Consider the following 26,707-nt stretch of genomic DNA (forward strand, 5'->3'; position numbering starts at 1 on the left):
TGTTTGAGCCACATCATAGTTACCTGATCAAAACAAGTATTGCAAAAGAGCGTAATAAGCGAGCTGCTAAAATCGTTCGTATCGTATGTACCATGATAGAAGAATCTGGTGATCCCAACACATACGACATCGAGAGATATTGAACCTCTTCAAAAGATACAGACTACCGTAAAGGCAAATGCACTTACATATTACAAGATTATCTATGTTCTGAATGCATAAAAGAGATGGCACGCATCCAGTGATTTCCTGGAGTAGTTCAAAGCAAATAACAATAACACGATGTGCCTGAAGATTTCATAGAATGAATCAATCGTACAGGAATCAATATATGGTGAGTTAGTTTTTATATGGAGTCAAAAATACTTACCCTATATAATATATAACATCTTACCTAAAATACTGTATTGTAAGTTTATTAATTATGATATTATATATTTTAGTAGAAAGCATAATTAAACTACTTAAACTATCTAATAAATTATCACTATAAATATTTACGTATGCAAAGCACAGCTCTGCCACATTTGCAGTTCGTGAGCTATGTGATACGGTACATGAACTAGCTGGTTTACCTAAGGAATAATTGACTTGGAAAGTGCATACGACTATAATCATATACGTATGGACATAATACGTTTCCCGATGAAAGGGTGGAAATAGATATGGCAAAAAAAGGAAATATCTTTGATAGTGCAGTTCAGGCAAGAGTACAGGAGCAAGAAAAGATTACTGCTGCGGTAACTAGTGTTGCGCCCAACAAAAAGGTTGCCAAAACAAAAATTACACTGTCAATCACACAAGAGGACAGTGATATTGTGAAAATGCATGCGCTCAAGAATCATACGACTGTAAGCGATCTATTACATGAATGGATTCAGGAAAAGTGCGTGAAGTGATAATCAGATAATAAAAGGATGATATACATATATGAATGAATTTATTAATGGTGAATGCTTAGAGGAAATGAAAAAAATGCCTGATGAGAGCATTGATTTTATTTTTACTTCACCGCCATACGCTAATCAAATCAAAGATTATGGAGCTACTGGGATAAAGATTAAACCTGATCAATTTGATAATTGGTTTTTACCACGTGCTCAAGAAATGTATCGAATATTGAAATCAGAAGGAAGTTTTGTATTAAATATCAATGATAAACTTGATGGTAAGTTTCAAAGTTTATTTGTATTTAAGCTGGTCGTAATGTTGGTAGAACAAGTGGGATTTCATCTTGTGCGTGATTATATTTGGTATAATCCAGCAACACCTCCAAATGTGTTTTCAAGAGGTACAATGGGTAGAACAAAAAAATCTCACGAATACTGTTTATGGTTCAGTAAAACAGACAAGTGGACATTTAACATGGATCCTATTCGAAAACCATATGGTGATAGAATGATGGAATTGTTTCAATCTGCTCCGCAGGGCGACCGAAGTGCGAATTCTCGTCCGAGCAGGCATAATTTCGATTTAAGCCGTGCATGGAAAAATAATGGAGGTTCTGATCCAGGAAGTGTTATCTCAATAAGTAATACGAGTAGCAATGATACATTTCATCGTTTATGTAAACAGTTTGGAATTGGTCATCCAGCACGTTTTCCCGAATCACTTGTTGAGTTCTTTATTAAAGCAGGTACAAATGAAGGAGACGTTGTACTTGATCCATTTGGTGGTTCTGGAACTACTGCTATTGTTGCCCATAGACTAGGACGTGACTTCAGATATATTGAGATAAATCCTGAATATCATGAAATGGCACAAAAGTGGTATGAAGTAGAATTTTCTTCTGATGCAGTATACAACAAAAATATGGACCGCTTCTGCACGGATATGCTTCCAAAATGCAAATGGTCCCTATTACCTTTTGGCTTTTTATATGATCTTTATAAAGCGTGGTTCCCTACAGTTGGTTTATATGAAAAGCCTCAAACAAAGACTGTTTTTGTGGCCCGATTAACGGAATTTCTGAAGAACGATTCAAATTGGAACGTTGCTAATAGTTTATTGTCAACTGATGCTAATAACATGCCTATGCCAGAGCTATTGATTGCGAAATATGATTTAAAAAACTGGATGAATAAAGATTATAAGGGCGATAATGTCGACATGATATGTAGCCCATCTATTCAGACAAAGTATAAGGGGATTTATAGAAATGGCAAGCCATCGTTTATCTCAGAAGGAACTGCATGATCTATTCTTGGAAGATTTAGGCATTTGTGCTGAGGATGTTGAAAATAATGGTCATAAGCCATTAATGTTACGATTAAAGTATCCATTCAATCGTGAATTGAAAGTATATCTTTTCAATTGCACAGCGCCGCCAGGCGGAAGGTCAATAGATGAGTTTAAGGTCCAATTGATTTTGGATGGTCAAAAACGTGGAGAAAGAGGAAAATTTGATACATCTGATGGTAGGACAACATTGATAGTCGGATATGCAACACCGTTTATCGATCTGTCTGGTGGAATTTGGGTTTTATTTGAATTAGATAAACATAAGGAATTTGCATATTCAGCAAATATTCAGGTATATCTGAGACAAATATTGCCTGCACTTGAGGAAAAAATCTACGTATGCCAGAAAAATAATAAGGAGATCCTCGTAATTGCTCAACGACAGTATCTCAAAGATGCGTTACAAAAGCGATTTAGCATTGATCTTCAAATAATGTTAGAGAGGGCGAAACATGGAGTTACAGAAACATGATTTCAGGCCTGATTATAATAAGAACGAACATGACATAGCAGATGATTTTTATCTTCCTGCTATGCGTAGTTCTTGTCAATATGACCGTATATCAGGTTATTTTGGAAGTACAATATACATTCTTGCTTGGTCTGCGCTTCAAGCATTTGTTGCAAATGGCGGAAAAATTCGCATTATTTGTTCGCCTGTAATTTCAGACACAGATAAAGACGCAATGACCGAAGGTTATTCTGCAATCAATGACGTAATCTTAAAAGAATCACTATCTAAGGAATTGAATGAGTTATTTGCACTTGATAGTCTTTCAAAACCTGCACGTGCTTTGGCCTGTCTCGTAGCTGAAGGTGTTATAGATGTCAAGATTGCAGTACCTGAAAGCGGAATGGAACCAGATCTTGAGAGATTATTTCATGATAAAGTAGGAGTCTTTACCGATTCACATGGAAGTGCAGTAGGATTTAGAGGTTCTATGAATGAAACTTTTCAAGGATTGTCAGATGGTGGAAATTTAGAGTCTATAGATGTATTTCCGAGTTGGGCAGATGTTCGGGATGCACAGCGAGTACGAAGTGCTACGAGTTATTTTAATAGACTTTGGAATAAATCCGAGCCACACGTTTTAGTTTATGATTTTCCTGATGCTGTTAGAAAAAGTTTGATTGATAAAAGTAATGGATACGACTGGAAAACACTTGTAAAAGAAATATCTACATCAATATCACTTGCTAAAAAATGGGCACCAAATAAAAAAAATGCGTCAAAATCACCACGAAAGCATCAGTTAATGGCTTTGGAGAACTGGGTAAGTAATGGAAGACGTGGTATTTTAGAGCATGCAACAGGCAGTGGAAAAACTTTTACGGCAATTTGCGCCATTCGTGATGCTTTAGATCGTGACAAGTCAGTTTTAGTATTGGTCCCGTCAAAAGAGCTTTTACGGCAATGGAAAACAGAAATCGAAGATAATATAAAGGATATCCCTGTCCGATATTTAATGTGTGGTGATGGATTCAATTCCTGGAAAACTAATAATACATTGCAGTTGTGGACACGACCAAGCGATACGCAGAAGAAAATAACTATTGCAATTATGGATACAGCATGTGGTGATCATTTTATTCGCAATGTGGTTGATGGCTCACATTTATTGCTTGTTACTGATGAAGTGCACCGCATTGGTAGTCCTGCAAGAAGAAATATTTTGAAAATTAATGCAGGTGAGAGATTAGGTCTGTCAGCAACACCAATCCGTTATGGAGATCCAGAAGGAACTGCTGCAATTTTTGAATATTTTGGCGGTGTTGTACCACCTGTTTTTTCATTGGAAGATGCCATAAAAAGCAATGTACTTACGAAATATTATTATCATCCGCTTCAAGTTCATCTAACCCCAGAGGAACAGGATGAGTGGAAATCAATATCCAAAGAAATAAGTCGATTGATTGCTATAGAGAAAAGATCAGGTGAGTCCATTAGTACAATAATTGCATCCAATCCAAGAATACAGATGAAGTTACTTTCAAGAGCACGCATCGTAAAACAAGCAGCCAATAAAATACCGCTTGCTCTTGAAATAATCAAAAAATATTACAAGGATGAGCAAAGATGGATTATTTATTGTGATAATCAAAGACAACTTGGAGATATTCTCTCCTTGCTCTTAGATAATGGATTTAATGCGTATGAATATCATTCTGATATGGATGGCGATAGAAATGAGACTTTAAGCTATTTCGGAAAATATGGCGGTATACTTGTTTCCATTCGTTGTTTGGATGAAGGCGTTGACATACCGTCAACGACACATGCATTGATCTTAGCATCTTCAAAGAATCCACGAGAATTTATTCAGCGACGTGGTCGCATACTTAGACGATATCCAGAGAAATATTTCGCACAGTTATATGATGCGATTATAATGCCTGAGATTTCATTTGATGATGAGGAAGATGCTAGCAATTCAATTGTTATGGCTGAATTGTCACGTGCAATTCAATTTGGCGAATGGGCAGAAAACCCATCGTGTGTGTCAGATTTGCGTATTATTGCGCGAAGATATGGCATTAATTATCAAGATATTAAGGATGGAGGAATCGAGGATGACAAGACAGAACGTGACTGAACTTCTGGCCGTTTTGGAAGAAATTCGATCAAATGAATATCCAGATGTGCCAAAAGAAATGATAGAACAGATTGCTTTAGCACAGTTTGATAATCAGGATGACCGTAATAAGGCAAGAATTGAGACAATACAGGTGATTGCATCATATGTCAATAAGATAAGTTAATCGGAGGCAAACTATGTTACATTTTAGAAAAATGACGCTTCGTGATTTTGGTCCATATAAAGGCGAGCAGGTTATTGATTTTTCTGATCAGTCAGGTGTAACCATTTTTTGGGGCAATAATGGACGCGGTAAAACGACGTTGCTGAATGCTTTCCGTTACGGGTTATTTGGAGTAGTTCAGCGAAGAAATGGTGTTTTGAAAAATTTAAGTGCGATGTGTAACGCTGAGGCAGTTGTTGAAGAAAGATACGGTTTTTCTGTTATTCTGGATATGACGAATGATGGTGATACTTATCGTTTGACTCGACAACTGGCTTTAAGGCCTGGCGTTGTTAAACCCGCTGGTGAAGAAGATTATGAAAAAGTGCTTTCTTTGAATAAGAATGGTTCTATCTTGTCACCTGAGGATAGAGAACATGAGTTAAATGTTATCATGCCTGAACAGGTGGCGAGATTCTTCTTGTTCGATGCAGAACTTCTTCAGGAGTATGAAGAATTGCTGGAAACTAATACTGCTGATGGAGATCAGATAAAGACATCTATCGAAAAGATTCTTGGCGTTCCTGTACTGCAGAATGGAGTAGTTGATGTTGAAGACTGTCTATCTAATTATGAACGACAGAAATCAAGAGCTGCGCGTGCAGATGACAAGACAATGCAACTTGGTCAAGAACTAGAAAATCTAACAGCAAATATTGAAGAGCATCAGAATATTATACGAGAAAAACAGGCTGAACAGATTGAACTGATACGTGAGAAAAATAATCTTGAGGGAAAAATGCAGGATACTGATAAACTTCGTAATTGGATCACTCAGCGAAATGAAGCTGAGCAAAATAAAAAGAAAGCTGAAGGTAAATTAGCTGATATTCAGGCGCAACTTCGTGAAGTTATGCGCAATGCATGGCGTGGAATGTTGCTTAATACAATTCGTGATATTCGTGAAAACATTGAGTCTGAAATAACAATTCTTGATGGAAAGCGTCAAAAAAAGAAGGTTGCGGATAGGTTCATTCTTGAAATGAAGAAAGCCATCAGTGATCGTGTTTGTCCTGTGTGTGGACAGGATGTATCTAGTGATATTATTCAGAAGCTTCGTAATCACATTAGTGAATCGACAAATGAATTTGCAGGATTGACAGAGAAAGAAAGACAACGCCTTTCTGACTTGAATTTACAGTTGTCGACTATTAGAGATTTATCTTCTGATACAGAAAATATGAAGACAAAAATCGCGATGCTAGAAGAACGAAAAGATGAACTTGAATTGGATATCGGAATGTATAGGCAGACCATCGAAGAGCTTCGTGAAAATATTTCACGATATGGCGAAAATGTAAAGGAAGCAGACGTGTTGAGTATTTCTCGTAAACATTCTGAAGTCGAGCAGAATCTTCGTGATATCAGACGTGGTATAGAAGATGAAACAAAAAAAGTAGCAGAATTAAAAGTGAATAAAGATAAGGTTGCAGCTACCATAGATAAGATGGCAGGCGGTACTGATTATCGTGTTGCCAGTCGTAAATATGATCTGTGCGAACATGTTTATCAGATTTTCGAAAAAAGTAAATCACTGTATCGTGAACGACTGAAACAAAACGTTGAAAAAGATGCAACTGAACTGTTTGTAAAGTTGACAGGCGATAAGGATTATGTTGGTCTGCAGATTAACGATAACTATGGTTTAGAAATCATTCATCGTTCAGGTCGTAAAGTTCCTGGAAGGTCTTCTGGCTATGAGCATATTGTTGCTTTATCACTTATTGGTGCACTACATATGAATGCTCCATTGCGTGGACCTATCATTATGGACTCTCCATTTGGACGATTGGATCCCACACACAAAGCGAATATTGCACATACACTGTCATCAATGGCAGAACAGGCAATACTGTTAGCTTATACAGGTGAGATTGATGACCAGGTTGCACGAAAAGAGATTGGTAATAAGTTGATTCATGAATATAAGCTTGAACGTGTATCATCTATGCATACAGAGATTAAGTGAGGAGGTAAAATCATGGCTGAGAATATAACATTTTTTAGTTTATCCAAGCATGCCTCTAAGATTGCAAATTGTATGAAGGATAGTGGTAATTTCCCTGACGCTTTAGTGGCTGCGAAATTTGGGATGGCATATGCTATTAAGTATTATTGGGATGAGGTAGGAACCTCCGATAAATTGATAGATTTGGATAATATCTACGACACCCAAGGCAATCATTACAATATTGGTTCTGTTGATCCTGATAAATACATTGCGCATATTATGAAGGCGTTATATCCAGGTGAAGATACTCCTTATAAATTTGCAAGAGTGTTAATGTGCTATGGCTTAAATCAACTTGGAGATTTGCTTGAAGATGGCAGATTATTTCCTATAAACAAAAATATGTGAGGTGAATCATTGTGGTGCAAGTAGCGTACGCTTTGCGTGAAGATCAAAATTCAATATTTTTGTTGCAAGATGCTGGCCGACACTACGATAAATATTGTCAGATTACCGTATTCGGAAGAAATATTATTCGTCCTGAGTTTTTTCGACAATATATGTATTTTGCACCTTTCACTGGGTATAACGGTAAATATCGTGGTGGTGTAACAGACATCATGATGTCAATAGAAGATAATAGTTGTGTACCGACGAGCAACTATGTTGCAGTAATTGATACGGAGGTTGAATTTCGAGTTACACCCTCCGTGATTAGGCAGCTTAGTCGAGAACATATGCCTGCATGGGGAATAAAGCCATATTTGGATTATTTTTCTGACCGAAAAAGTGGTATTTTACTTTTCTTGAGAGTATATAAAGTATCTAAGGCTTTACCGTCAGCTTTTTTAGAAAAAGGAAGTAAAGGAAGTTCACAGGTATTAAAATTATATGATCTTAATGGAGAGGAGCTGATATTTTCTACCGATGTTCTTGAACCTGTGATATCGGACAACAAATTTTCATATTTAAAAGATGAAATATTACATCTGCTAAAAGTTGAAAATGCGCTTCTGGCTTTGTATGAAAGTACAGATTCTGGATTGCAAAGTCTTCAGGAGCGAGTTATTGCTGATAGAGAAATCCAAGGTACTAAAGATCGCTGGAATAACCGACATCTTCAGTGGGTAGATGCTGATGAAGATGAGCTTGAAGACTTCGATATGGCACAACTTGATTATGAGTCTATTTATCAAGAAGTGCTTGAAATCTCTCCTGGAATGAAGGATGTGATTGATTATGTTCGAAATATCCAAGCAGCACGTTTAGGAGAATATGATTACTATTTGAAAGATATCCATACAGATTCTCCAAACAAAGAGTTTGCAGAAAATCGATTATTCGACATGAGTATGAGAGCATCTGTAAAAAGTGCATTATATCATTATAAAAAAACTGGTGTCGACATTGAGGATACCTTTCAAGAAGCTTGTATCGGTATCATAATGGCTACTCGAAAGTATAACGATAACGTTATGGGGTTATTTCCGTCATATGTATCAATGTGGATGAGACAAGTCATGGATCGAAATGCTTCTCCATATGATAGAAATATGCGCATTCCTGTTCACTATCGAGAACACATTCATCAGGTCATGCAATTATTATTTGATGGCTGCCAATGTGATGATATAAATGAAATGGATAACTGTGAATTGTATTCTGCATTGATGAAGTATGCGGGATGCAATACAACACAAGAAGCATATCATTGGATTTCTATACTTCGTCCATCTGAAAGTATAGAAGACATTTTAGAGGATCCTCTGCGTGAGGAATTCCTAAAAGATACTGATTATGAAAATAGATTTGATGAATGGATTGATATTAATGACCGAAAAGTAATTAGAGATGCCATAAATACTTTATCTGAGAGAGAACAAAAAATTCTGATACGTAGATATGGATTTGATGGTTATCCATTAACTTCGTTAGAAGGTATTGGACGTACAATTGGTATTACACGTGAGCGTGTTCGTCAGATTGAAGTGAAAGCTTTAACAAAAGTATTAAAATATTGTTACCAACAGCGTTTTATTTCGCGAGAACAATATTTATCTGTATTGACAGAAGATAATACCGGCAATGTGAAATTAAAAGGAAAATATCAACGCAAGAAGGAAGATACTTCTAAAAAGAGAAAACCAACGAAATAACAATTATCACTGCGATAAGTATGTCTTTTGATGTCTTATATCTTGGTGAGGTTCTATGGGCTTTTTGTAGAATTCAAAGTATTTGGTGATACAAAATACACTGATAATTACAGACTTACCAAATTTTGAAAATGCATGTTATACTATAAATGATCCAAATAGAAACTACGGACCGTAGTTGTGTTGTATGTTTTGCCCGATGAGCTACAAGAATGTAGGTCATCGGGCTTATTTTTTTGCACTAACGAAAGTGAGAACATTATATATGGCAAATAAAAATTATTCGAAAAAGATTGCAGATTATCAAAAGAAAATCGAAGATCTTCAGCTTGAGACAGTGAAAGAAAACCGCTCCTCTGTACTGACTGTGATCAATGATGAAATCTTTCGTAACGTTGAGGCTGGCTGCTATCAGCATTGCCAAAAGATGGAGTTATAGTCGTTGCAAAAGTGCTTGCCGCTCTCGTATCAATGGCTGTAATAAAGTCTGAACCTTAGCTCTTAAAGATCAGAGAGCGTAAGGCACACCAGAGCTCTGCATGTAAGATAAGATGTGAGAAAGCTACGGTGAATGCTGCAGCGAACATCGAGGATCTTGAGATGTCAGAAACAATGACAACACCTTCATACAACACTAATGGATATAGTGGATACAATGGCGGAAACATCCAATAAAAAGAAAAGGCTCAGTGAAGTGTACAAGACATGCTAAACATATGAACGTACGCTTAACGGATAAGCGAAAGAAAAACGTTAAGTTGTCTGTTCCCTTATAAAAACAAGCGAACAGGAAGGCAGCGTTCCGACATAAATGTGAAAATTCGGGATATCAGGAGCAGACAAAGAGCGGAGTGCTTGCCCCTGATACCCATAGTAAATCACGATTAGTGACGAGCGGTGCAACTTTGAGTTTCTTGGAGATGTATCGCCGCAATGGTTCTGAAGTTTCAACAAAAACTGTTACCAGATAGCAAAACGAAGATAACGATTTGATATAGCGCTATTTTTACTGATGTTTGAACTTTAAAAGGTGCCAGTGGTACGTTTTATTAGGAAGACATCTGTATATAATAGAGGGAGACAAATAAAAGATCCAGTGGACGTTTTATGCAGGTGACTGATGGCAGATACAAGTAGTGACAGGGAATTGTTGAAACACCTTTGTTTTATTTTTATATGGAGATACGATACAAAGAGGGATACTAAACATGTATACGTTTGTGAGATCATTAAAGGATATTCATCAAACGTAAAGTATCCTATCACAGACAAAGACAAAGAGAAACAAAAAACACGCGAACTACGTGTTGAAGGAGCAACTTGGGGTGACGGATTATTGGTTACAGGTGATGTAGACTTATTACCGCAACAGTTTGAATATTATCCGCAGGCAGACGACGTCGTATGGACATCAAGGGAATGTTGCCTATACAAGGATGGAAGAAGCAAATACAGGATGTAGAGATAGGGATACAGCAGTAGGCCGATGCAAAAGTGTCGTTAGACTCTGCAGTCGCAATCAGGCTGGTGGATCTTGGAGACAATTTCAGGTCTGATAGATATACCGATCAGGAAAAGAATGGTATGGTGAACGAAGTAATAGAACGTGCAGAGTTGTTCCCTGCGCATTTATCGAATGGCCGATACGTAAATGGCATCACCTTCAAGTTCCCTATCTTTACTGATGGCAAGCATTCAAAACAGTGGTGGTACAAACAAGATACAGATGAATCTGTATGCTTACTCGTAAAAAAATAATCATCTATCTGTTCGTTTTTCTTTTAACCAAAAGAAAAATGAACCAAAAAGAAAAGCCCCGCAATATTGATTTTACTTTGACAAAGATAAAACTATGTCTACAACGCTCTAAACTCGCTTCGCTCAAACAGTAGGACTAAAACCGTAGCCCTAGTTTTATCTTTGTCAATAGCTTTCAGCTACCGTAAAAGTCTGCTAATGCATGGAAAATTTGCATTTATTATAATTAACTCTATTTTTAACATTTAATTATAAAATTATTATTCACTATATAATAATAATTTGTAACTTTTATTTTCCGGATTATAAAATTTTAGTGGTAACCAAAGGTTATTGAAAATAATTATCGCTGAATACGGTTTTAGTCTGAATGTTTGAGCGAAGCGAGTTTCTAAGCGTTGTATGAAGCGATAATTATTTTCAAAACTAAAATTTTATCTGCGGTGGATATTCTTTTCTTACTTTTCTTTGCCCACCAAAGAAAAGTAAGTTTAATGTTGACTTTAAGTTTACTCCAATATGTATAATTAAATTAATTATTATATATTGGAGTAATTTTTATGTCTATTTCTCGTCGCAATTTCTTTAAATTAGCCGGTATTACTACAGCTTTATTAGCTATAGGTGATATTGGTTTTATCAATCAACCTAAAATTGGTCGTTCACCTAAGGATGATGAATTGACTAAGATTTTAAAATCTCCTCACTATGTAAATGGAGAATTTCAAAATCTTGAGCCTACATCTGTTTTAGTCAATAAAGATAATTATTATAATGGTATCAAAGAAATTCTATTTCCTACTAAAGGTGTAACTATACCTAAGGAAAATATTCCTACGCAAAAAACAGATTTAAACGCTTTAAATCCTAAAGAAAATTTACTTGTTTGGTTTGGTCATTCTAGTTTTTATTTGCAAATTGATGGTATCAAGATATTAGTTGACCCTGTATTTAGTGATTATGCTTCCCCTTTGTTTTTCATCAATAAAGCCTTTGCTGGTACAAATATATATACAGCTAATGATATGCCTGATATTGATATTCTAATCATCTCTCATGACCACTGGGACCATTTAGATTACGCTACTGTTATGAGCCTAAAGCATAAAATCAAGCATATTGTTTGCCCTCTAGGTGTTAGTAGTCATTTTTATCATTGGGGATTTAATCCTGATATAATTCATGATGAAGATTGGTATCGTGAAATAAAACTTAGTGATAATTTAAAAATTCATATCCTACCTTCTCGCCATTTTTCAGGAAGATTTTTAGATAATAATAAAACTCTTTGGGCTTCTTTTGCCATCATTACACCTACCAAAAAAATTTTTTATAGTGGTGATGGAGGATATAGTCCTCAATTCCGTGAAATTGGTGATTATTTCCAAGGCTTTGATTTAGCTATCATGGAAAATGGTCAATATAATACATCTTGGGCACAAATTCATATGATGCCAGAAGAAGTAGCTCAAGCTACTATGGATTTACAAGCTAAAATGCTTTTACCTGTACATTGTGGAAAATTTGCTCTAAGCCCTCACCACTGGCAAGATCCTTTTGAACGTATTTATACAGCTAGTCAAAATAAATCATATAAACTGCTCACTCCACTATTAGGGGAAGCTGTATTTCTTGACCAAAATAATCAACAATTCAACAAATGGTGGACTACTATTTCCTAATATCTTGAATAATAATCTTTAAACAAAAAATGCACTACTAAATATAAATTTAGCAGTGCATTTTTATTTTTATAAATCAGCCAATTTTTACTGTATGAATAACTTTATAACCTTTAGCTTCTAATTTTGCTTTGATATCATCAATATTAGTAATATCACCACGAATAACGATTTCGTATTTATTATCTTCTTTTTTGCAAGTTATCAAGCTATCAATGCTAACACCTGCTTGTCCAAAGATTTCTGCGATATCTTTAACTACACCAATTTTATCTGTAACTTCCAAAGTAATACGAGTTTTTCCATCAGCTAAGCCCATTACATCTACAAATGTTTTGAAAATATCTGTTTCTGTGATAACGCCTACTACAGCACCCATATTACTTACAACTGGCATACCGCCAATTTTATTTTTATACATAATAAGTGCAGCTTCTTCAATAGTTGCATCTACATTTACAGAAACAACATCTTTTTTCATGATATCTCGAACGCAAATTTTTGCAAGTAAAGAATTTATCTCATATCTTGATAAAGTTGTTGCAGACGATGGTGCTACACGCATTAAATCACTATCGCTTAAAAATCCTACTAATTTGCCATCATCTACAACAGGTAAGCGACGAAAATTATGTTTTTTCATTAAATGAGCTACTTCATCAACTTTAGTATCATCTGTTACTGTCATAGGATTTTTCGTCATTCTATTAATAACAAACATTTTTTTCACCTCATATAAATTTATTTTATTATCCTATAAGAAAGGATTCGCTATAAATCTAACGAATCCCTGCATACAACAATTATCTATATAAAATCAGCCACCAAGATATGCTTTTCTTACTTCTTCACTAGCAGCAAGTTCTTTGGCATCACCAGAAAGTGTAATTCGTCCTGTTTCCAAAACATATGCACGATTAGCAATAGAAAGTGCCATATTTGCATTTTGTTCTACTAATAAAACTGTAGTGCCTGCTTTATTGATATCTTGTATTATTGAAAAAATTTCTCTTATCAATAATGGTGCAAGACCCATGGACGGTTCATCTAAAAGTAATAAACGAGGTCTACTCATCAAAGCTCGTCCCATAGCAAGCATCTGCTGTTCCCCACCGGATAAAGTTCCTGCCTGTTGATTTACCCTTTCTTCAAGTCTTGGGAAACGTTCAAATACCATTTTCAAATCCTTGGCAATACCAGCTTTATCCTTACGAATAAATGCACCTAATTCCAAGTTTTCCATAACAGTCATTTCTGCAAAAACACGTCTACCTTCTGGTACTTGAGAAATACCTGCTTTTACGATATTTTGTGCTGGCATTCCGGCAATATTTTTACCTTCAAACTCAATTGTACCAGTCTTTGGTTTTAAAAGCCCTGAAATAGTGCGTAGAGTTGTAGATTTTCCTGCCCCATTAGCTCCAATCAAAGTAACTATTTCACCTTCATTGATTTCTAGGCTAATTCCTTTTAAAGCATGAATTGCACCATAATAAACATTCATATCATTTATTTTTAACATAAATTCTACACCTCCCCACCTAAATAAGCTTTAATAACCTCAGGATTTTTCTGAATTTCTTCTGGAGTTCCACTGGCAATAATACAACCATATTCCAAAACATAGATGCGTTCACAAATTCCCATTACTAAGCTCATATCATGTTCAATAAGTAAAATAGATAAACCAAATTCTTTACGTATCCAGCGTATCATTTCCATCAATTCTTGTGTTTCTTGTGGATTCATACCTGCTGCTGGTTCATCTAACAATAATAATTTTGGTTTAGTAGCCAAAGCTCTGGCAATTTCTAAGCGACGTTGTGCCCCATATGGTAAATTTTTTGCCACTTCATAAGCTTTATCTTCTAATTTAAAAATCTTTAATAATTCTAGACTTTTTTTAGTGATTTCATCTTCTTCTTTGAAATATCTGCCCAAACGAAGTACAGACTCCACTAAACTATATTTTGCATGAGAATCATATGCTATCTTTACATTATCTAAAACAGTTAATTCCGAGAACAATCTTATGTTCTGGAAAGTACGTGCAATTCCTCGAGAAGTTATCTGATAAGGTTTTAATCCAACTAAACTTTTACCAGCAAAATCAATAGTACCTGTAGTTGGTTGATATACACCTGTCAATAAATTAAATGCAGTTGTTTTCCCTGCACCATTTGGCCCAATAAGACCTATGAGTTCGCCCTCATTTATCTCTATATCAAAATTAGATACTGCTTTTAATCCGCCAAATACTTTTGATACACCATCTGTTTTTAATAATTCCATAATTATCCACGACCTCCCTTAAAACGTTGGAAAATCTTAAGGCTTGTAATTTCTGTATAACCAAAAAGACCTTGTGGACGATAAAACATTAATAAAATCAATACTAATGCATATGCAATCATACGGAATTCAGGCCAGCTAGCAAGTGCTGCTGATACGAAAGTTACTACAAATGCACCAGCGATTGAACCTGTAATTGAACCTAATCCGCCAAGTACTACCATGATTAAGAAATTAAATGATGCCATAAAAGTAAATGAAGATGGATTGATAATATAGAAACAATGAGCGAATAATCCACCGCCAATACCAGCAAAAATAGCACCAATAGTAAATGCCATTACTTTATATTTTGTAGTATTAACCCCCATAGCCTCTGCTGCAATCTCATTTTCACGTACAGCAATACAAGAACGACCATATTTAGAATTAACAAAATTCTTAATGAAGAACAATGTAAATAACATTATAAAAAATACCCATGGAAAAGTCGTATTATGCGGTATACCTTTAAAACCAGCTGCACCACCTACATACTCTATATTCATGATAACAATACGAATGATTTCCCCTAAACCTAATGTAGCGATAGCCAAATAATCGCCTTTTAGACGTAATGTTGGCAAACCAATCAAAAATCCCAAAATACCAGCTGCAAAACCGCCAATTAATAAAGCTACAATAAATGGAGAATGAAAATTAACTGTTAAAATTACGCCAACATAGGCACCTACTGCCATAAAGCCAGCATGACCTAAAGAAAATTGACCTGTATAACCATTTATCAAATTTAAACTTGCTGCCATGATAATATTGACACATACAAGAAAAATATTTAATTCCCAGAATGAGCCAATAATTCTTTCAGCCATTAAAAATTGCAAAACGCCAAATAAAACAATCGCAAGTATTAAAGTTATTATATCTTTTTTTCTAAGAGAATTCACTTTTAACACCTACACTTTCTCATTAGTATTCTTACCAAAAATACCAGATGGTTTGAATAACAATACTAATATTAATATCGCAAAAGCTGCTGCATCACGGAATGTAGAAGATATAAAACCGGATACTAAAGCTTCTATTACACCTAAAACAATACCACCAGTCATAGCTCCTGGAATGCTACCGATACCACCTAATACAGCGGCAACGAAAGCTTTAAGCCCTGGCATAATCCCCATAAGTGGGTCAATAGAGTTATAATATACACCTACTAAAACGCCACCAGCGGCAGCTAATGCTGAACCAATACCAAAAGTAAAAGAAATTACTCTATCTGCATTTATACCCATGAGTTGAGCTGTTTCTGTATCAAAGGATACAGCACGCATAGCTTTACCCATTTTAGTTTTCTGTACAATGTAAGTGAGTAATACCATCAAAATTACAGTAATAATAAAAATTAATAATTGCTGTCCATTAATTACAAATGAACCAATATTTAAAGATAAGGAATCAATAACATTTGGAAAAGTTCTTGGTGTTGGTGAAACAAAATACATACTTGTATATTCAAGGAAAAATGAAACCCCAATCGCTGTTATTAACAGTGATATACGTGGAGCTTTACGCAATGGTTTATACGCTATTTTTTCTACTAAAATTCCTAAAACAACCATAGATATGATAAGTGCTGGAATAATTGACATTTTAGTCATTGTTACAGCATAAAAGCCTACATACGCACCAACCATATAAATATCACCATGGGCAAAGTTTATCAACTTGATAATACCATATACCATGGTATATCCTAAAGCAATCAATGCATAAATACTACCTAAGGAAATACCATTGATTAATTGCTGTATTAATTGCTCAAAAAAATCCATCTTACTTTCCTCCTTCACAAAGAAAGGCCGCAAAATTGCGGCCCTTTCACCTAGTATAATCAGCCTTCTGCTGTTGTTGGTGTAACTCTTTGTTTAAGAACTTTATTACCATCTTTCATTTCAATAATGAAAGCATTTTTGATCAAGTTGTGATTTTCATCAACAGTAAGTTTACCTGTACCAACTTGTAAATCTTTAGTTTCTGCTAATGCTTTCTGAATTGCTTCTGGATCTGTGCTACCTGCACGTTTTATAGCATCAACGAGCATTTTACCTGCATCATAACCAAGAGCAGCAAATACACCTGGAGCATGACCATATTCTTTTGTGAATGCATCTACAAAAGCTTTAGCATCTGGATCTGTTTCAGTATAGTGAGTGATGAAGTAAGTATTATTAAGTGCATCTGCACCAGCGATATCTACTACTTTTGTATCATCCCAACCATCTGTACCTAAAATTGGTTGTGTAATACCAAGTTCACGTGCTTGTTTTACAATTTTACCAACTTCTTCATAGTAAGCAGGAATATAAATTATATCTGCATTTGCTGTTTTAATATTTGTAAGAGTTGCTTTAAAGTCTTGGTCTTTAGCTACGAAAGCTTCTTCCATTACGACTTTACCGCCTAAAGCTTCAAATTTATTTTTAAATACTTCAGCTAAGCTCTTAGAATAATCTGTACTAGAATCTAAATAAATAACAGCTGTTTTAGCTTTTAATTCGTTAGCTGCAAAAGCTGCCATTGTATTACTTTGTAATGGGTCAATGAAGCAACCACGGAATACAAATGGTTTAACTTGACCATTTTCTACTGTAATATCAGGGCTTGTTGCATCAGGTGCGATAATTGGCACTTTATTTTCAGTTGCTACCTGAGATTCAGCTTGTACTGCACCAGAAGTTGCAGGTCCTACAATAGCTACAACTTTATCATCAGAAATAAGTTTTGTAGCTGCGTTAGCTGCTTCAGCAGGGTCCGATTTATTATCAGCTTCAACTAGAGTAATTTTTTTACCATTAATTCCACCGGCGTCATTAGCTTCTTTGATAGCTAATTTCAAACCTTCTAATGTTGTTGTACCATAGTTAGCAACATTACCAGTCATTTCAAAATTGGCACCGATTTTAATTTCATCACTATTTGCTGCTTCTTCACCGCCACAACCAGCGAAAATGCTACCGAACATTGTCATACCAAGAAGTAATCCTGCTATGCGCAAACGTTTTTTAGAAAAATTCATTATGATTCCTCCCAGCATAGGCCTAAAATATAATTATTATAATTCCTTTATGTAGGTCTTAGTCTTGATGTTGTTTATTATACTTTACAAGTTTACAACAGCCAAGTACCTAATTTAAAAATTTTATATTTTTTATCTTTTAATAAGCAATAAATAATATGTACTATCTAGTAAATAAATTCCCTATTTCTTAATTATATATTTAAATCTGTTACCTTTAAATATATATATTTATGTATATTATTACAGGACATTTAATTATAATGCTTAATTATGATGCTTATTTTAATAAACTTCTACCACTCTATCATTACTTATGATAGAATAAAAAGATAGTACTATTTTTTTATAGGAGGATTTAAATTGTCGGAATTACAAACTGAAATTCAAAAACGACGTACTTTTGCGATTATCTCTCACCCAGATGCTGGTAAAACTACTTTAACTGAAAAATTATTGCTCTATGGAGGTGCAATCCATTTAGCAGGTTCTATAAAATCCCGTAAAACTCAACGTCATGCTGTTTCTGACTGGATGGAAATTGAAAAACAGCGTGGTATTTCTGTAACTTCTAGTGTACTTCAATTCGATTATGCTGGTTGCCGTATCAATATCCTTGATACTCCAGGTCACCAAGACTTCAGTGAAGATACTTATCGTACACTCATGGCTGTAGATAGTGCTGTCATGATTATCGACGTAGCCAAAGGTGTCGAAGCACAGACAAAAAAATTATTCAAAGTTTGTAAACAACGTCATATTCCAATTTTTACATTTGTTAATAAACTTGACCGTTTTGGTAAAGCTCCACTTGAATTAATGGAAGAAATCGAAGATGTTTTAGGTATTCGCTCTTATCCAATGAATTGGCCTATCGGTACAGATGGTCATTATAAAGGTATTTATCACCGCGAAACTGAAAAAGTAGAATTATTCAGTGAAGATACATCTCATGGTCAAGAAGAACGTGAGTCTGTAATTTTTGATTTAAAAGACCCAAAAGCTAAAGAAATCATTGGCGACACTGATTATCAAGCTTTATTAGATGATATTGATTTACTTGATGTTGCTGGCGAACAATGGTCTATGGACAAAGTAAATAAAGGTGAATTGACACCTATGTTCTTTGGTAGTGCCATGACTAACTTCGGTGTACGTGGTTTCTTAGAAGAATATCTTCGTCTTGCACCAGCTCCTCAACCTCGTATGAGCTCTGATGGTCTTATCAGCCCTGATGATGAAAATTTCTCTGGCTTCATCTTCAAAATTCAAGCTAATATGAACCCTGCTCATCATGATAGATTATCCTTCATTCGCATTTGCTCTGGTAAATTCGAACGTGGTATGAGCGTTTATCATATGCAAGGTGGCAAAGCTGTAAAACTTTCTCAGCCACAACAATTCTTAGCTCAAGACCGTCAAATCATTGATACTGCATACCCTGGAGATATTGTTGGTTTATTTGACCCTGGTATCTTCGGTATTGGTGATACACTTTGTATGCCTTCTCACAAATTCAAATTTGCAGATTTCCCTGTATTCCCACCAGAAAGATTTGCTCGTGTTTCTGCTAAAGATACTATGAAACGCAAACAATTCGTAAAAGGTATCATGCAGCTTACACAAGAAGGTGCTGTACAATTATTCCAACAAGCAGGTGCTGGTATGGAATCTTATATCGTTGGTACTGTAGGACAATTGCAGTTTGATGTATTAGAATACCGCTTAAAAAGCGAATATAATACAGAAATAGTCATGAATATGCAACCATTTGAAGTTGCTCGTTGGCTTCGCTTCAAAGATAATCGTCCTGTAACTCCAGAATCTCTCCGTGGTGCTGACCGTGGAATGTTCGTATATGATATGAAAGATCGTCCTGTGCTTCTTGTAAACAACGAATGGGCATTAGGCTGGATTCAAGATAATAATCCAGATTTAGAAATGTTCCCTGTACCACCAGAAAAACAAGATGCTGAAGACGATATGAAATAATTTAATAAATAAAAAAACGACTACGCTTAAATGCTTAGTCGTTTTTTTTGTCAAAATATAATTGTTTTATATGTTTTGCAATCTCTTGTAAATTATTTGGCACAAGTTCGATATTATAGCCAATGAATAATGGTGATGTTGCAAATCTAGGCATTATTTTTACATGTATATTGCCTTCAATTAAATAGAAGAATAAATTATAACTGCTACAATTTACGCTGAAATGATTCATGATATAATCAACGCCTATTTGCACAAATTCAGCTAAGGTATCAATATCATTTAGACCTTGCATAATCACATTGACTTCTGTAAATCCCACACGTGGCTTTGTAGACAAGTTCATAACTACATTATTTTTTTCTGCAATTTTAATGCCCTCAAATTGGCGTTTATCACACATATTTTTAAACTCTAAATTTTTAATGCCGACAATTTGCATATGTGGATGACGCATAGTTCCACCAGATAAAGGCCCATGATTTTTGAAGAAAAGTACTGTTTTATATTTTTTACTATTAATGATATTGAGCCAGTGATTTATACTAAAATGCATGAGTTCTTGCATATGTTCTAAAGTATAATCAGGAATATCTGCATTACATTCACTGCCTTCAATAATTAATAATTGATAAGCATCTTGTAAAACTTGATATTTATTTTCCAAAAATATCATATCATTTTTTATTTCTATGATATTTTTTAAACTTTTCACATCACAAAATGGACAAGCAACTTCTCTATGTACAATATTTTCAGGTTTTGATTTACCAATATTTATATCAAATCCTAGATAATTATACTCCATAAAAATTTTCCTTTCTCTTTTTATTTTACTAAAACTCATTCAATGCTCATTTAATCCTAGCTTTATAGTTATAAAAATAAAATATACTAGCATAGTTTTACGATAAATGCTATAATTTTCTAGTATAATTACTTTTTTTAAGCTGTATTTACTATTATACAGTCTTTTCAATTAAAAGAAAATGATGTTTTAAAGCAGGTGTTTTCCATTAACGAACAAGATACTACTTCAAAAAAATCTCATAAAGCTGAAAGCTTTTTAAAAGGAACTTTTATATTAACAGTCGCTAGCTTGGTAGTTAAAGTTATCGGCTCACTAAACTGGATTTTTGTTTCCCGCGTTTTAGGCGGTGAAGGTATCGGTCTTTATCAAATGGCTTTTCCTATTTATTTTTTAGCCTTGACCGTTTCTTCTGCAGGTGTTCCTGTAGCTATTTCTATTATAACAGCTGAAAGAGTTGCCTTAAATGATATTTTTGGGGCAAAACGCATTTTTCGCATTTCCATGTGCTTTATGTTCTGCACTGGTTTATTTTTTAGTTTGCTGACCTATTTCGGTGCTCAATGGCTCATAGATTGGCAATTTGTGCGTGACCCTCGTGCATATTATTCCATTATTGCACTTGCTCCAGCTGTATTCTTCGTTACTATCTTAGCTAGTTCTCGAGGATATCTACAAGGTTGGCAACGCATGACACCAACTGCTGTATCACAGATTGTTGAACAGATATTCCGCGTTGTAACTATGATTTTATTCGCTCAACTCCTCTTACCTTATGGACTTGAATATGCTTCAGCTGGTGCTTCCTTAGGTGCCTTAGCTGGTGCTATTACTGGTGTCATGGTTTTAGTTTATTTCCATATAAAATTAGAAAAAGATATTGTCAAAAACTATGGTAATGAATTAAAACCTGTAAATGATGCTCAAACAGCTTCTGTCTGGAAAATTATTAAACGTATCTTTGTATTGGCACTTCCAGTTTCTGCTGCTAGTATCATGCTTCCGATTGTATCTAACCTTGATTTATTAATCGTACCAGCGCGTTTAGAAGTAGCTGGTTATAGCGTAAATGAAGCTACAGAATTATTCGGTTATTTGACTGGTATGGCTGTACCACTTGTCAATCTTTCCACTATTTTAACAGCTTCTCTTGCTGTAAGTATCGTACCTGCTATCTCTGAAGCTCGTACGTTAAAAGATAAAACACGTTGTTTCAATCAAACAGCAGCTGCTATGCGTATTTCAAACTTTATCTGTTTCCCTGCATTTGTAACAGTTATGATGTTGGCTGTGCCTATCTCAACTTTAATCTACAATGCACCTGGAGCAGGCCCTGCTGTTTGGGTTTCATCCTTTAGTATAGTATTACTTGGTCTTCATCAAGTTACTACTGGCGTTCTTCAAGGACTTGGACACCCTACTATTCCAATGATTAATATGGTTATCGCTGCCATTGCTAAAGTTATTTTAAACTGGGTATTAACAGCACAGCCTTCACTCGGCATCATGGGTGCTGCATGGGCTACTGTTGCTGATATCGGTATTGCAGCTTTAATCAATCTATATTTCTTATATAAATATATCAATTATAAAATTGAAATCATGCAATTATTAAAAACTATTGTTTCTGCTACTATCATGGCTGGTATTATTCATTTTGGCTATGAATTCTTATTATACGAAACAGCAAGCAATGCTTTAGCTACTTTTGCATCTTTATTTGTTGGTATGTTCTTCTATATTATTGTCTTAATTTTAATTGGTGGTATCATGGAATCAGATATCGAACGCATTCCTATGATTGGTGCCCCTAGTATTCGTTTCTTCAAAAAAATTGGTGTTTTAAAAAATTAATGGAGAGATTATAAAATGAAAAAATTTCTATTGGCATATAATCCAGTTTCTGGTGATGCCATGTTTAAGAAAAAATTAGACGATATTATCAATCAATTTCAAAGTCGTGATTGTATCATCATGCCTTACCGCACTAAAAAAGAAAGCTTTGATCCATTTTTCGCTAATTGCATACGCAATGTAAATGCTGATGGTATCATTGCAGCTGGTGGCGATGGTACTTTGCATAAAATAATCAATATGACCTTAAAAGAAAATCTTGACGTACCTGTAGGTATTATTCCTAGTGGTACATCTAATGATTTTGCTTCTCATCTTGGTATTGATGCCAAATTTGATGAATATATCAATAGTATCATCACTGGAAAAACTCAATATGTAGATGTTGGTTCTATCGGTGATGAATACTTTATCAATGTAATCAGTGCTGGTATGATGACAGGTGTTGCTCATGAAGTTGATACTCGTCTTAAAAATACTTTTGGTAAATTAGCTTATTATTTCCGTGGACTCGGTGAACTTCCTAGATTTCGCGGTTTAGATTTCACAATTGAAGCTGATGGTGAAATTATCAAAGAAAAAATATTCTTTGTGTTAGTCGTTAATTCACCTGTTGTAGCTAGCTTCAAAAATATATCTATGGACGCCAAAATCAATGATGGTAAATTAGACATGATATTATTAAAACAATGTAATATTCCTGAATTGATGAAAATTGTAGCTGATACAGTGGCAGGAAAAACATCTTTTGATAATAAAAATATTATCTACAAACAAGCATCTTATTTCAAATTCTCTTGCCCAGACCGCGTGGAAAGCGATTTAGATGGCGAACTTGGCCCTGTATTACCACTAGAAGTACGTACTATTTCTAATAAATTAAAAATGTTTGTCTTATAAAATAAACAAAATGCACTTTAAAAGTTAGATTGATATCCTACTTTTAAAGTGCATTTTTTATAAGTATAACAATTTATAATATAAAAAAAATAATTCACAATGTTTATTTTTTACTTAATATCATTCCTACTAAAATGCATATAGTACCTAAAACTTGTCCTAATACTAAAGTTTCTCCTAATAATATATATGCAAATATAAGAGAAAATACTGGCAACAAATACTGATAAATTGCAGTTCTTACACTACCAATTTTACCAACAGCCCATACCCATACAATATTACCTAACCAAAGAGCAAAAACTCCAGAATAAACTACACTTATCCATGCTTCATTAGATAAAGTTTCAAAATTTATAAATTGTAACTCTGGTATTCCTAATAGAAAAAATACAACAGCCGAAATACTCATTAAAAAACTTACAATTTGACAAGGAGAATATTTATTAAGTAAATCCTTAGCATAAATAGTATAATAAGCATTACTAAATTGTCCTAAAACTACTACTAATGTACCAATTAAATGATGATTAGCAAAACTGATCTCTTTATTTGAACTAAAAATAATTGCCATCATTCCTACAAAAGAAATAATTAAACCTAAAATAACATTTTTGGACAAAGGATTTTGTTTAAACAATTTATTTAATAATGCTACTGCTAATGGCATAATAGCTGAAGCTAATGATGCATTACCTGCGGTTGTTTTTGATAATCCAAAAGTTAAACAAACTTGTGTCAAACAAAATCCACCTAAAGCCAATAATATTAAATATTTTAAATCTCTCCATGGCATTTTTCTATATGTATGTGTCTTATATAACCAAAGCCAACATAATAGTGCTGCAATAGTTAAACGTAAAGCATTATAGATAAATGGTCCTATTTCCTCAATTCCTATTTTCATTACTGCATTGTTTGATGACCAAATTAATATAATGCTTAAAATACTAAATTCAAAAAAATATTTTTTACCCAATTTAATTAAACTTCCCATTTTTTAACTTCCCCCTTTTAGCAAACGTTTACCATTTTCCATAAATATAAATATATTAACTTTTATTTTTAAATATTGTTAAAATTTTATTATTTTATCATGAAAATTTATAAAAACTTAATTTTATTGAACTTTATACTTTCCCCCTTTCTTAAAATTTTCTTATCAACAATTTTATTTTTAATATATTTTATTTTTTCTCTATCCAATTCTTTAGTAAACGTTTTCTTTAATTTCATAGTATAATTATAATACTTACTATTAAATTTGTAAATATTTTCAGAATTTATTTTTTATAATAAAAAAGAGAAGAATATACATTCTTCTCTTTAAATTTAGCTATTATTTTTACACTTCCATGATGATTGGTAAAATCATTGGACGACGACGTGTTTTTTCATAAAGATATCTACCAATAGCTTCGCGAATGTCATTTTTTATCACGGACCATTCTGTAATATCGTTATCTAAGCAATGTTCAATAGCAGAAGTTACTCTTTCTTTTGCTTCTTCCATTAAAGCTTCTGATTCTCTAACATAGACAAAACCACGAGATACGATATCTGGGCCGGCTGCGATAAAGCGACCTTCTTTATCCATAGTAACAACTACGATTAAGATACCATCTTGAGATAATTGACGGCGGTCACGAAGTACGATATTACCTACATCACCAACACCAAGACCATCGATTAATACTTTACCAGAAGTTACTTTACCTACTACTTGACCTTTATCACGTGTAAATTCTAAAATTTGTCCAATTTCACTGATGAAAATATTTTCTTTCGGCATACCAATACTTTCAGCTAATTTAGCATGCTTTACGATATGATGATATTCACCATGTACAGGTATGAAAAATTTAGGACGAACTAAATTATGCATTAATTTTAATTCTTCTCTACTAGCATGACCCGAAACGTGAATTCCTTCATCACGTCCATAGATAACATCAGCGCCTTGTTTTAATAAATTATCTATTGTTCTTGATACTAATTTTTCATTTCCAGGAATAGGTGTAGCTGAAATAATAATTGTATCACCTGGCACAATGCCTACTTTGCGATGATTTGCTGTAGACATACGAGTGAGCGCTGACATTGGTTCACCTTGGCTACCTGTAGTGATTATTACCACTTGGTTCATTGGATAATTATTGATTTCATCAATGTCGATTAACATATCTTCAGGCATATTTAAATAACCTAATTTAATAGATATATTTACTACATTTATCATACTACGGCCTAAAATAGCTACTTTACGATTATATTTAATAGCTGTATCTACCACTTGTTGTATGCGATGTACATTTGACGAAAAAGTCGCGATAATTATGCGATTTTTAGCTTTACGGAAAGCTTTTTCAAAGGCAATACCTACTGTACGTTCACTTGGTGTATGCCCTTCGCGTTCTGCATTTGTGCTATCAGCTAATAATACTAAAACGCCTCTATTTCCTAAATCAGAAAAAGCTCTAAAATCAGTCATTTTACCATCTACGGGCGTATAATCAAATTTAAAATCTCCTGTGTGTACAATCATACCCATAGGAGTTTTAATGGATAAACCACATGCATCAGCAATACTATGATTTACACGTATAAAACCAACAGTAAAGCAACCTGCACTTATTATATCTCCATGATATACAGGATGAAGATTACTAGAATCCACTCCATTTTCTTTTAAACGACCTTCTAAAATTCCTAAAGTTAAACGTGTACCATAAACTGGTATATTAGGAATTTGACGTAAGACATAAGGTAATGCTCCGATATGGTCTTCATGACCATGTGTGAGCACAATAGCCTTTATCTTATCTTTATTTTCTAATAAATACGTAATGTCAGGAATAACTAAATCTATACCTAGCATTTCTTCCTCAGGGAACATCAACCCAGCATCAATAACGATAATATCATCACCGTAACGTACAACGGTCATATTTTTACCAATTTCGCCAAGTCCACCCAAAGGAATTATTTGCAATTTTTGAGCTTCCTTTGCCAAAAAAAAAGCACCTCCAAATTTATATTTATATATATATTTATTTTTTAGTATTCATTATTGTTGTAAATTTAAACGTAAATCCGTCCCGTACAGATGACCTTTGATAAATAATATATATACACCGAAACATTTAATACTCGAATTAATTATATAACTAAATTCATTCTTTGTAAAGAAGCCCC

The 26,707-nt window shown here is 34.2% G+C and carries 23 protein-coding genes; 14 read left to right on the forward strand and 9 right to left on the reverse strand.

Going from position 1 to position 26,707, the window contains the following annotated elements; all coding sequences use genetic code 11:
* Nucleotides 1-665 precede the first annotated feature (665 nt).
* From BMX03_RS02935 to BMX03_RS02985, 11 genes are all read left to right on the forward strand, one after another.
* Complete coding sequence (locus BMX03_RS02935; RefSeq protein ID WP_091693677.1) at nt 666-899, forward strand: globin family protein; 234 nt, start codon at nt 666-668, stop codon at nt 897-899.
* Nucleotides 900-930: 31 nt separating this feature from the next.
* Nucleotides 931-2,196, forward strand: a complete 1,266-nt coding sequence (locus BMX03_RS02940) for a DNA-methyltransferase (protein WP_091693679.1) — start codon at nt 931-933, stop codon at nt 2,194-2,196.
* The gene (locus BMX03_RS02945; RefSeq protein ID WP_091693682.1) at nt 2,159-2,713 is read left to right on the forward strand and encodes a hypothetical protein; all 555 of its coding nucleotides are present in this window, start codon (nt 2,159-2,161) and stop codon (nt 2,711-2,713) included. Before BMX03_RS02940 ends, BMX03_RS02945 begins: the two co-directional genes overlap by 38 nt.
* Nucleotides 2,694-4,835, forward strand: a complete 2,142-nt coding sequence (locus BMX03_RS02950) for a DEAD/DEAH box helicase family protein (protein WP_091693684.1) — start codon at nt 2,694-2,696, stop codon at nt 4,833-4,835. The genes BMX03_RS02945 and BMX03_RS02950 overlap by 20 nt, the downstream gene beginning before the upstream one ends.
* The gene (locus BMX03_RS02955; RefSeq protein ID WP_091693687.1) at nt 4,813-5,001 is read left to right on the forward strand and encodes a hypothetical protein; all 189 of its coding nucleotides are present in this window, start codon (nt 4,813-4,815) and stop codon (nt 4,999-5,001) included. Before BMX03_RS02950 ends, BMX03_RS02955 begins: the two co-directional genes overlap by 23 nt.
* Nucleotides 5,002-5,014: 13 nt before the next feature.
* Complete coding sequence (locus tag BMX03_RS02960) at nt 5,015-7,009, forward strand: AAA family ATPase (protein ID WP_091693690.1); 1,995 nt, start codon at nt 5,015-5,017, stop codon at nt 7,007-7,009.
* Nucleotides 7,010-7,021: 12 nt separating this feature from the next.
* Nucleotides 7,022-7,399, forward strand: a complete 378-nt coding sequence (locus BMX03_RS02965; protein WP_091693694.1) for a hypothetical protein — start codon at nt 7,022-7,024, stop codon at nt 7,397-7,399.
* Nucleotides 7,400-7,431: 32 nt separating this feature from the next.
* Entirely contained in the window at nt 7,432-9,147 is a 1,716-nt protein-coding gene (locus BMX03_RS02970; protein WP_218138519.1) for a sigma-70 family RNA polymerase sigma factor, read from the forward strand.
* Between the two features lie 265 nt (nt 9,148-9,412).
* Entirely contained in the window at nt 9,413-9,586 is a 174-nt protein-coding gene (locus BMX03_RS11085) for a hypothetical protein (RefSeq protein WP_177159343.1), read from the forward strand.
* A 1,055-nt stretch (nt 9,587-10,641) separates the two neighbouring features.
* Nucleotides 10,642-10,905, forward strand: coding sequence for a hypothetical protein (locus tag BMX03_RS11215; RefSeq protein WP_091693701.1), 264 nt, complete (start codon nt 10,642-10,644; stop codon nt 10,903-10,905).
* 560 nt (nt 10,906-11,465) lie between these two features.
* A complete protein-coding gene (locus BMX03_RS02985) occupies nt 11,466-12,587 on the forward strand; it encodes an MBL fold metallo-hydrolase (RefSeq protein ID WP_091693704.1) in 1,122 nt (373 codons plus the stop codon).
* Nucleotides 12,588-12,663: 76 nt separating this feature from the next.
* Here the strand turns inward: BMX03_RS02985 and BMX03_RS02990 are convergent, their stop codons facing one another.
* From BMX03_RS02990 to BMX03_RS03015, 6 genes are all read right to left on the reverse strand, one after another.
* The gene (locus BMX03_RS02990) at nt 12,664-13,308 is read right to left on the reverse strand and encodes a CBS and ACT domain-containing protein (protein ID WP_091693706.1); all 645 of its coding nucleotides are present in this window, start codon (nt 13,306-13,308) and stop codon (nt 12,664-12,666) included.
* A 96-nt stretch (nt 13,309-13,404) separates the two neighbouring features.
* A complete protein-coding gene (locus BMX03_RS02995; protein WP_008539876.1) occupies nt 13,405-14,109 on the reverse strand; it encodes an ABC transporter ATP-binding protein in 705 nt (234 codons plus the stop codon).
* A 5-nt stretch (nt 14,110-14,114) separates the two neighbouring features.
* Nucleotides 14,115-14,879: an ABC transporter ATP-binding protein gene (locus tag BMX03_RS03000; protein ID WP_008539875.1), complete on the reverse strand. Its 765-nt coding sequence runs from the start codon at nt 14,877-14,879 to the stop codon at nt 14,115-14,117.
* Between the two features lie 2 nt (nt 14,880-14,881).
* The gene (locus tag BMX03_RS03005; RefSeq protein ID WP_008539871.1) at nt 14,882-15,826 is read right to left on the reverse strand and encodes a branched-chain amino acid ABC transporter permease; all 945 of its coding nucleotides are present in this window, start codon (nt 15,824-15,826) and stop codon (nt 14,882-14,884) included.
* 9 nt (nt 15,827-15,835) lie between these two features.
* Nucleotides 15,836-16,714 (reverse strand): branched-chain amino acid ABC transporter permease, encoded by an 879-nt coding sequence (locus BMX03_RS03010; RefSeq protein WP_091693709.1) that lies wholly within the window; start codon nt 16,712-16,714, stop codon nt 15,836-15,838.
* 59 nt (nt 16,715-16,773) lie between these two features.
* A complete protein-coding gene (locus tag BMX03_RS03015) occupies nt 16,774-17,958 on the reverse strand; it encodes an ABC transporter substrate-binding protein (RefSeq protein ID WP_008539868.1) in 1,185 nt (394 codons plus the stop codon).
* 363 nt (nt 17,959-18,321) lie between these two features.
* Here BMX03_RS03015 and BMX03_RS03020 point away from each other — a divergent pair, with 363 nt between their 5' ends.
* On the forward strand, nt 18,322-19,950 hold the full coding sequence (locus BMX03_RS03020) for a peptide chain release factor 3 (protein WP_008539867.1): 1,629 nt from the start codon (nt 18,322-18,324) through the stop codon (nt 19,948-19,950).
* Between the two features lie 34 nt (nt 19,951-19,984).
* Here the strand turns inward: BMX03_RS03020 and BMX03_RS03025 are convergent, their stop codons facing one another.
* Nucleotides 19,985-20,758, reverse strand: a complete 774-nt coding sequence (locus tag BMX03_RS03025) for a DUF4931 domain-containing protein (RefSeq protein ID WP_022228735.1) — start codon at nt 20,756-20,758, stop codon at nt 19,985-19,987.
* A 198-nt stretch (nt 20,759-20,956) separates the two neighbouring features.
* Between BMX03_RS03025 and BMX03_RS03030 the strand changes: the two genes are divergently transcribed.
* Complete coding sequence (locus tag BMX03_RS03030; RefSeq protein ID WP_091693712.1) at nt 20,957-22,612, forward strand: putative polysaccharide biosynthesis protein; 1,656 nt, start codon at nt 20,957-20,959, stop codon at nt 22,610-22,612.
* 15 nt (nt 22,613-22,627) lie between these two features.
* Nucleotides 22,628-23,512 (forward strand): diacylglycerol/lipid kinase family protein, encoded by an 885-nt coding sequence (locus tag BMX03_RS03035; RefSeq protein WP_015562140.1) that lies wholly within the window; start codon nt 22,628-22,630, stop codon nt 23,510-23,512.
* 103 nt (nt 23,513-23,615) lie between these two features.
* Here BMX03_RS03035 and BMX03_RS03040 read toward each other — a convergent pair whose 3' ends face one another.
* The gene (locus BMX03_RS03040; RefSeq protein ID WP_091693715.1) at nt 23,616-24,509 is read right to left on the reverse strand and encodes a DMT family transporter; all 894 of its coding nucleotides are present in this window, start codon (nt 24,507-24,509) and stop codon (nt 23,616-23,618) included.
* A gap of 348 nt (nt 24,510-24,857) precedes the next feature.
* The gene (locus tag BMX03_RS03045; protein ID WP_075554755.1) at nt 24,858-26,525 is read right to left on the reverse strand and encodes a ribonuclease J; all 1,668 of its coding nucleotides are present in this window, start codon (nt 26,523-26,525) and stop codon (nt 24,858-24,860) included.
* Between the last annotated feature and the right edge of the window lie 182 nt (nt 26,526-26,707).

The organism is Megamonas sp. Calf98-2, assembly GCF_900110235.1.
GTDB lineage: Bacteria > Bacillota > Negativicutes > Selenomonadales > Selenomonadaceae > Megamonas > Megamonas funiformis.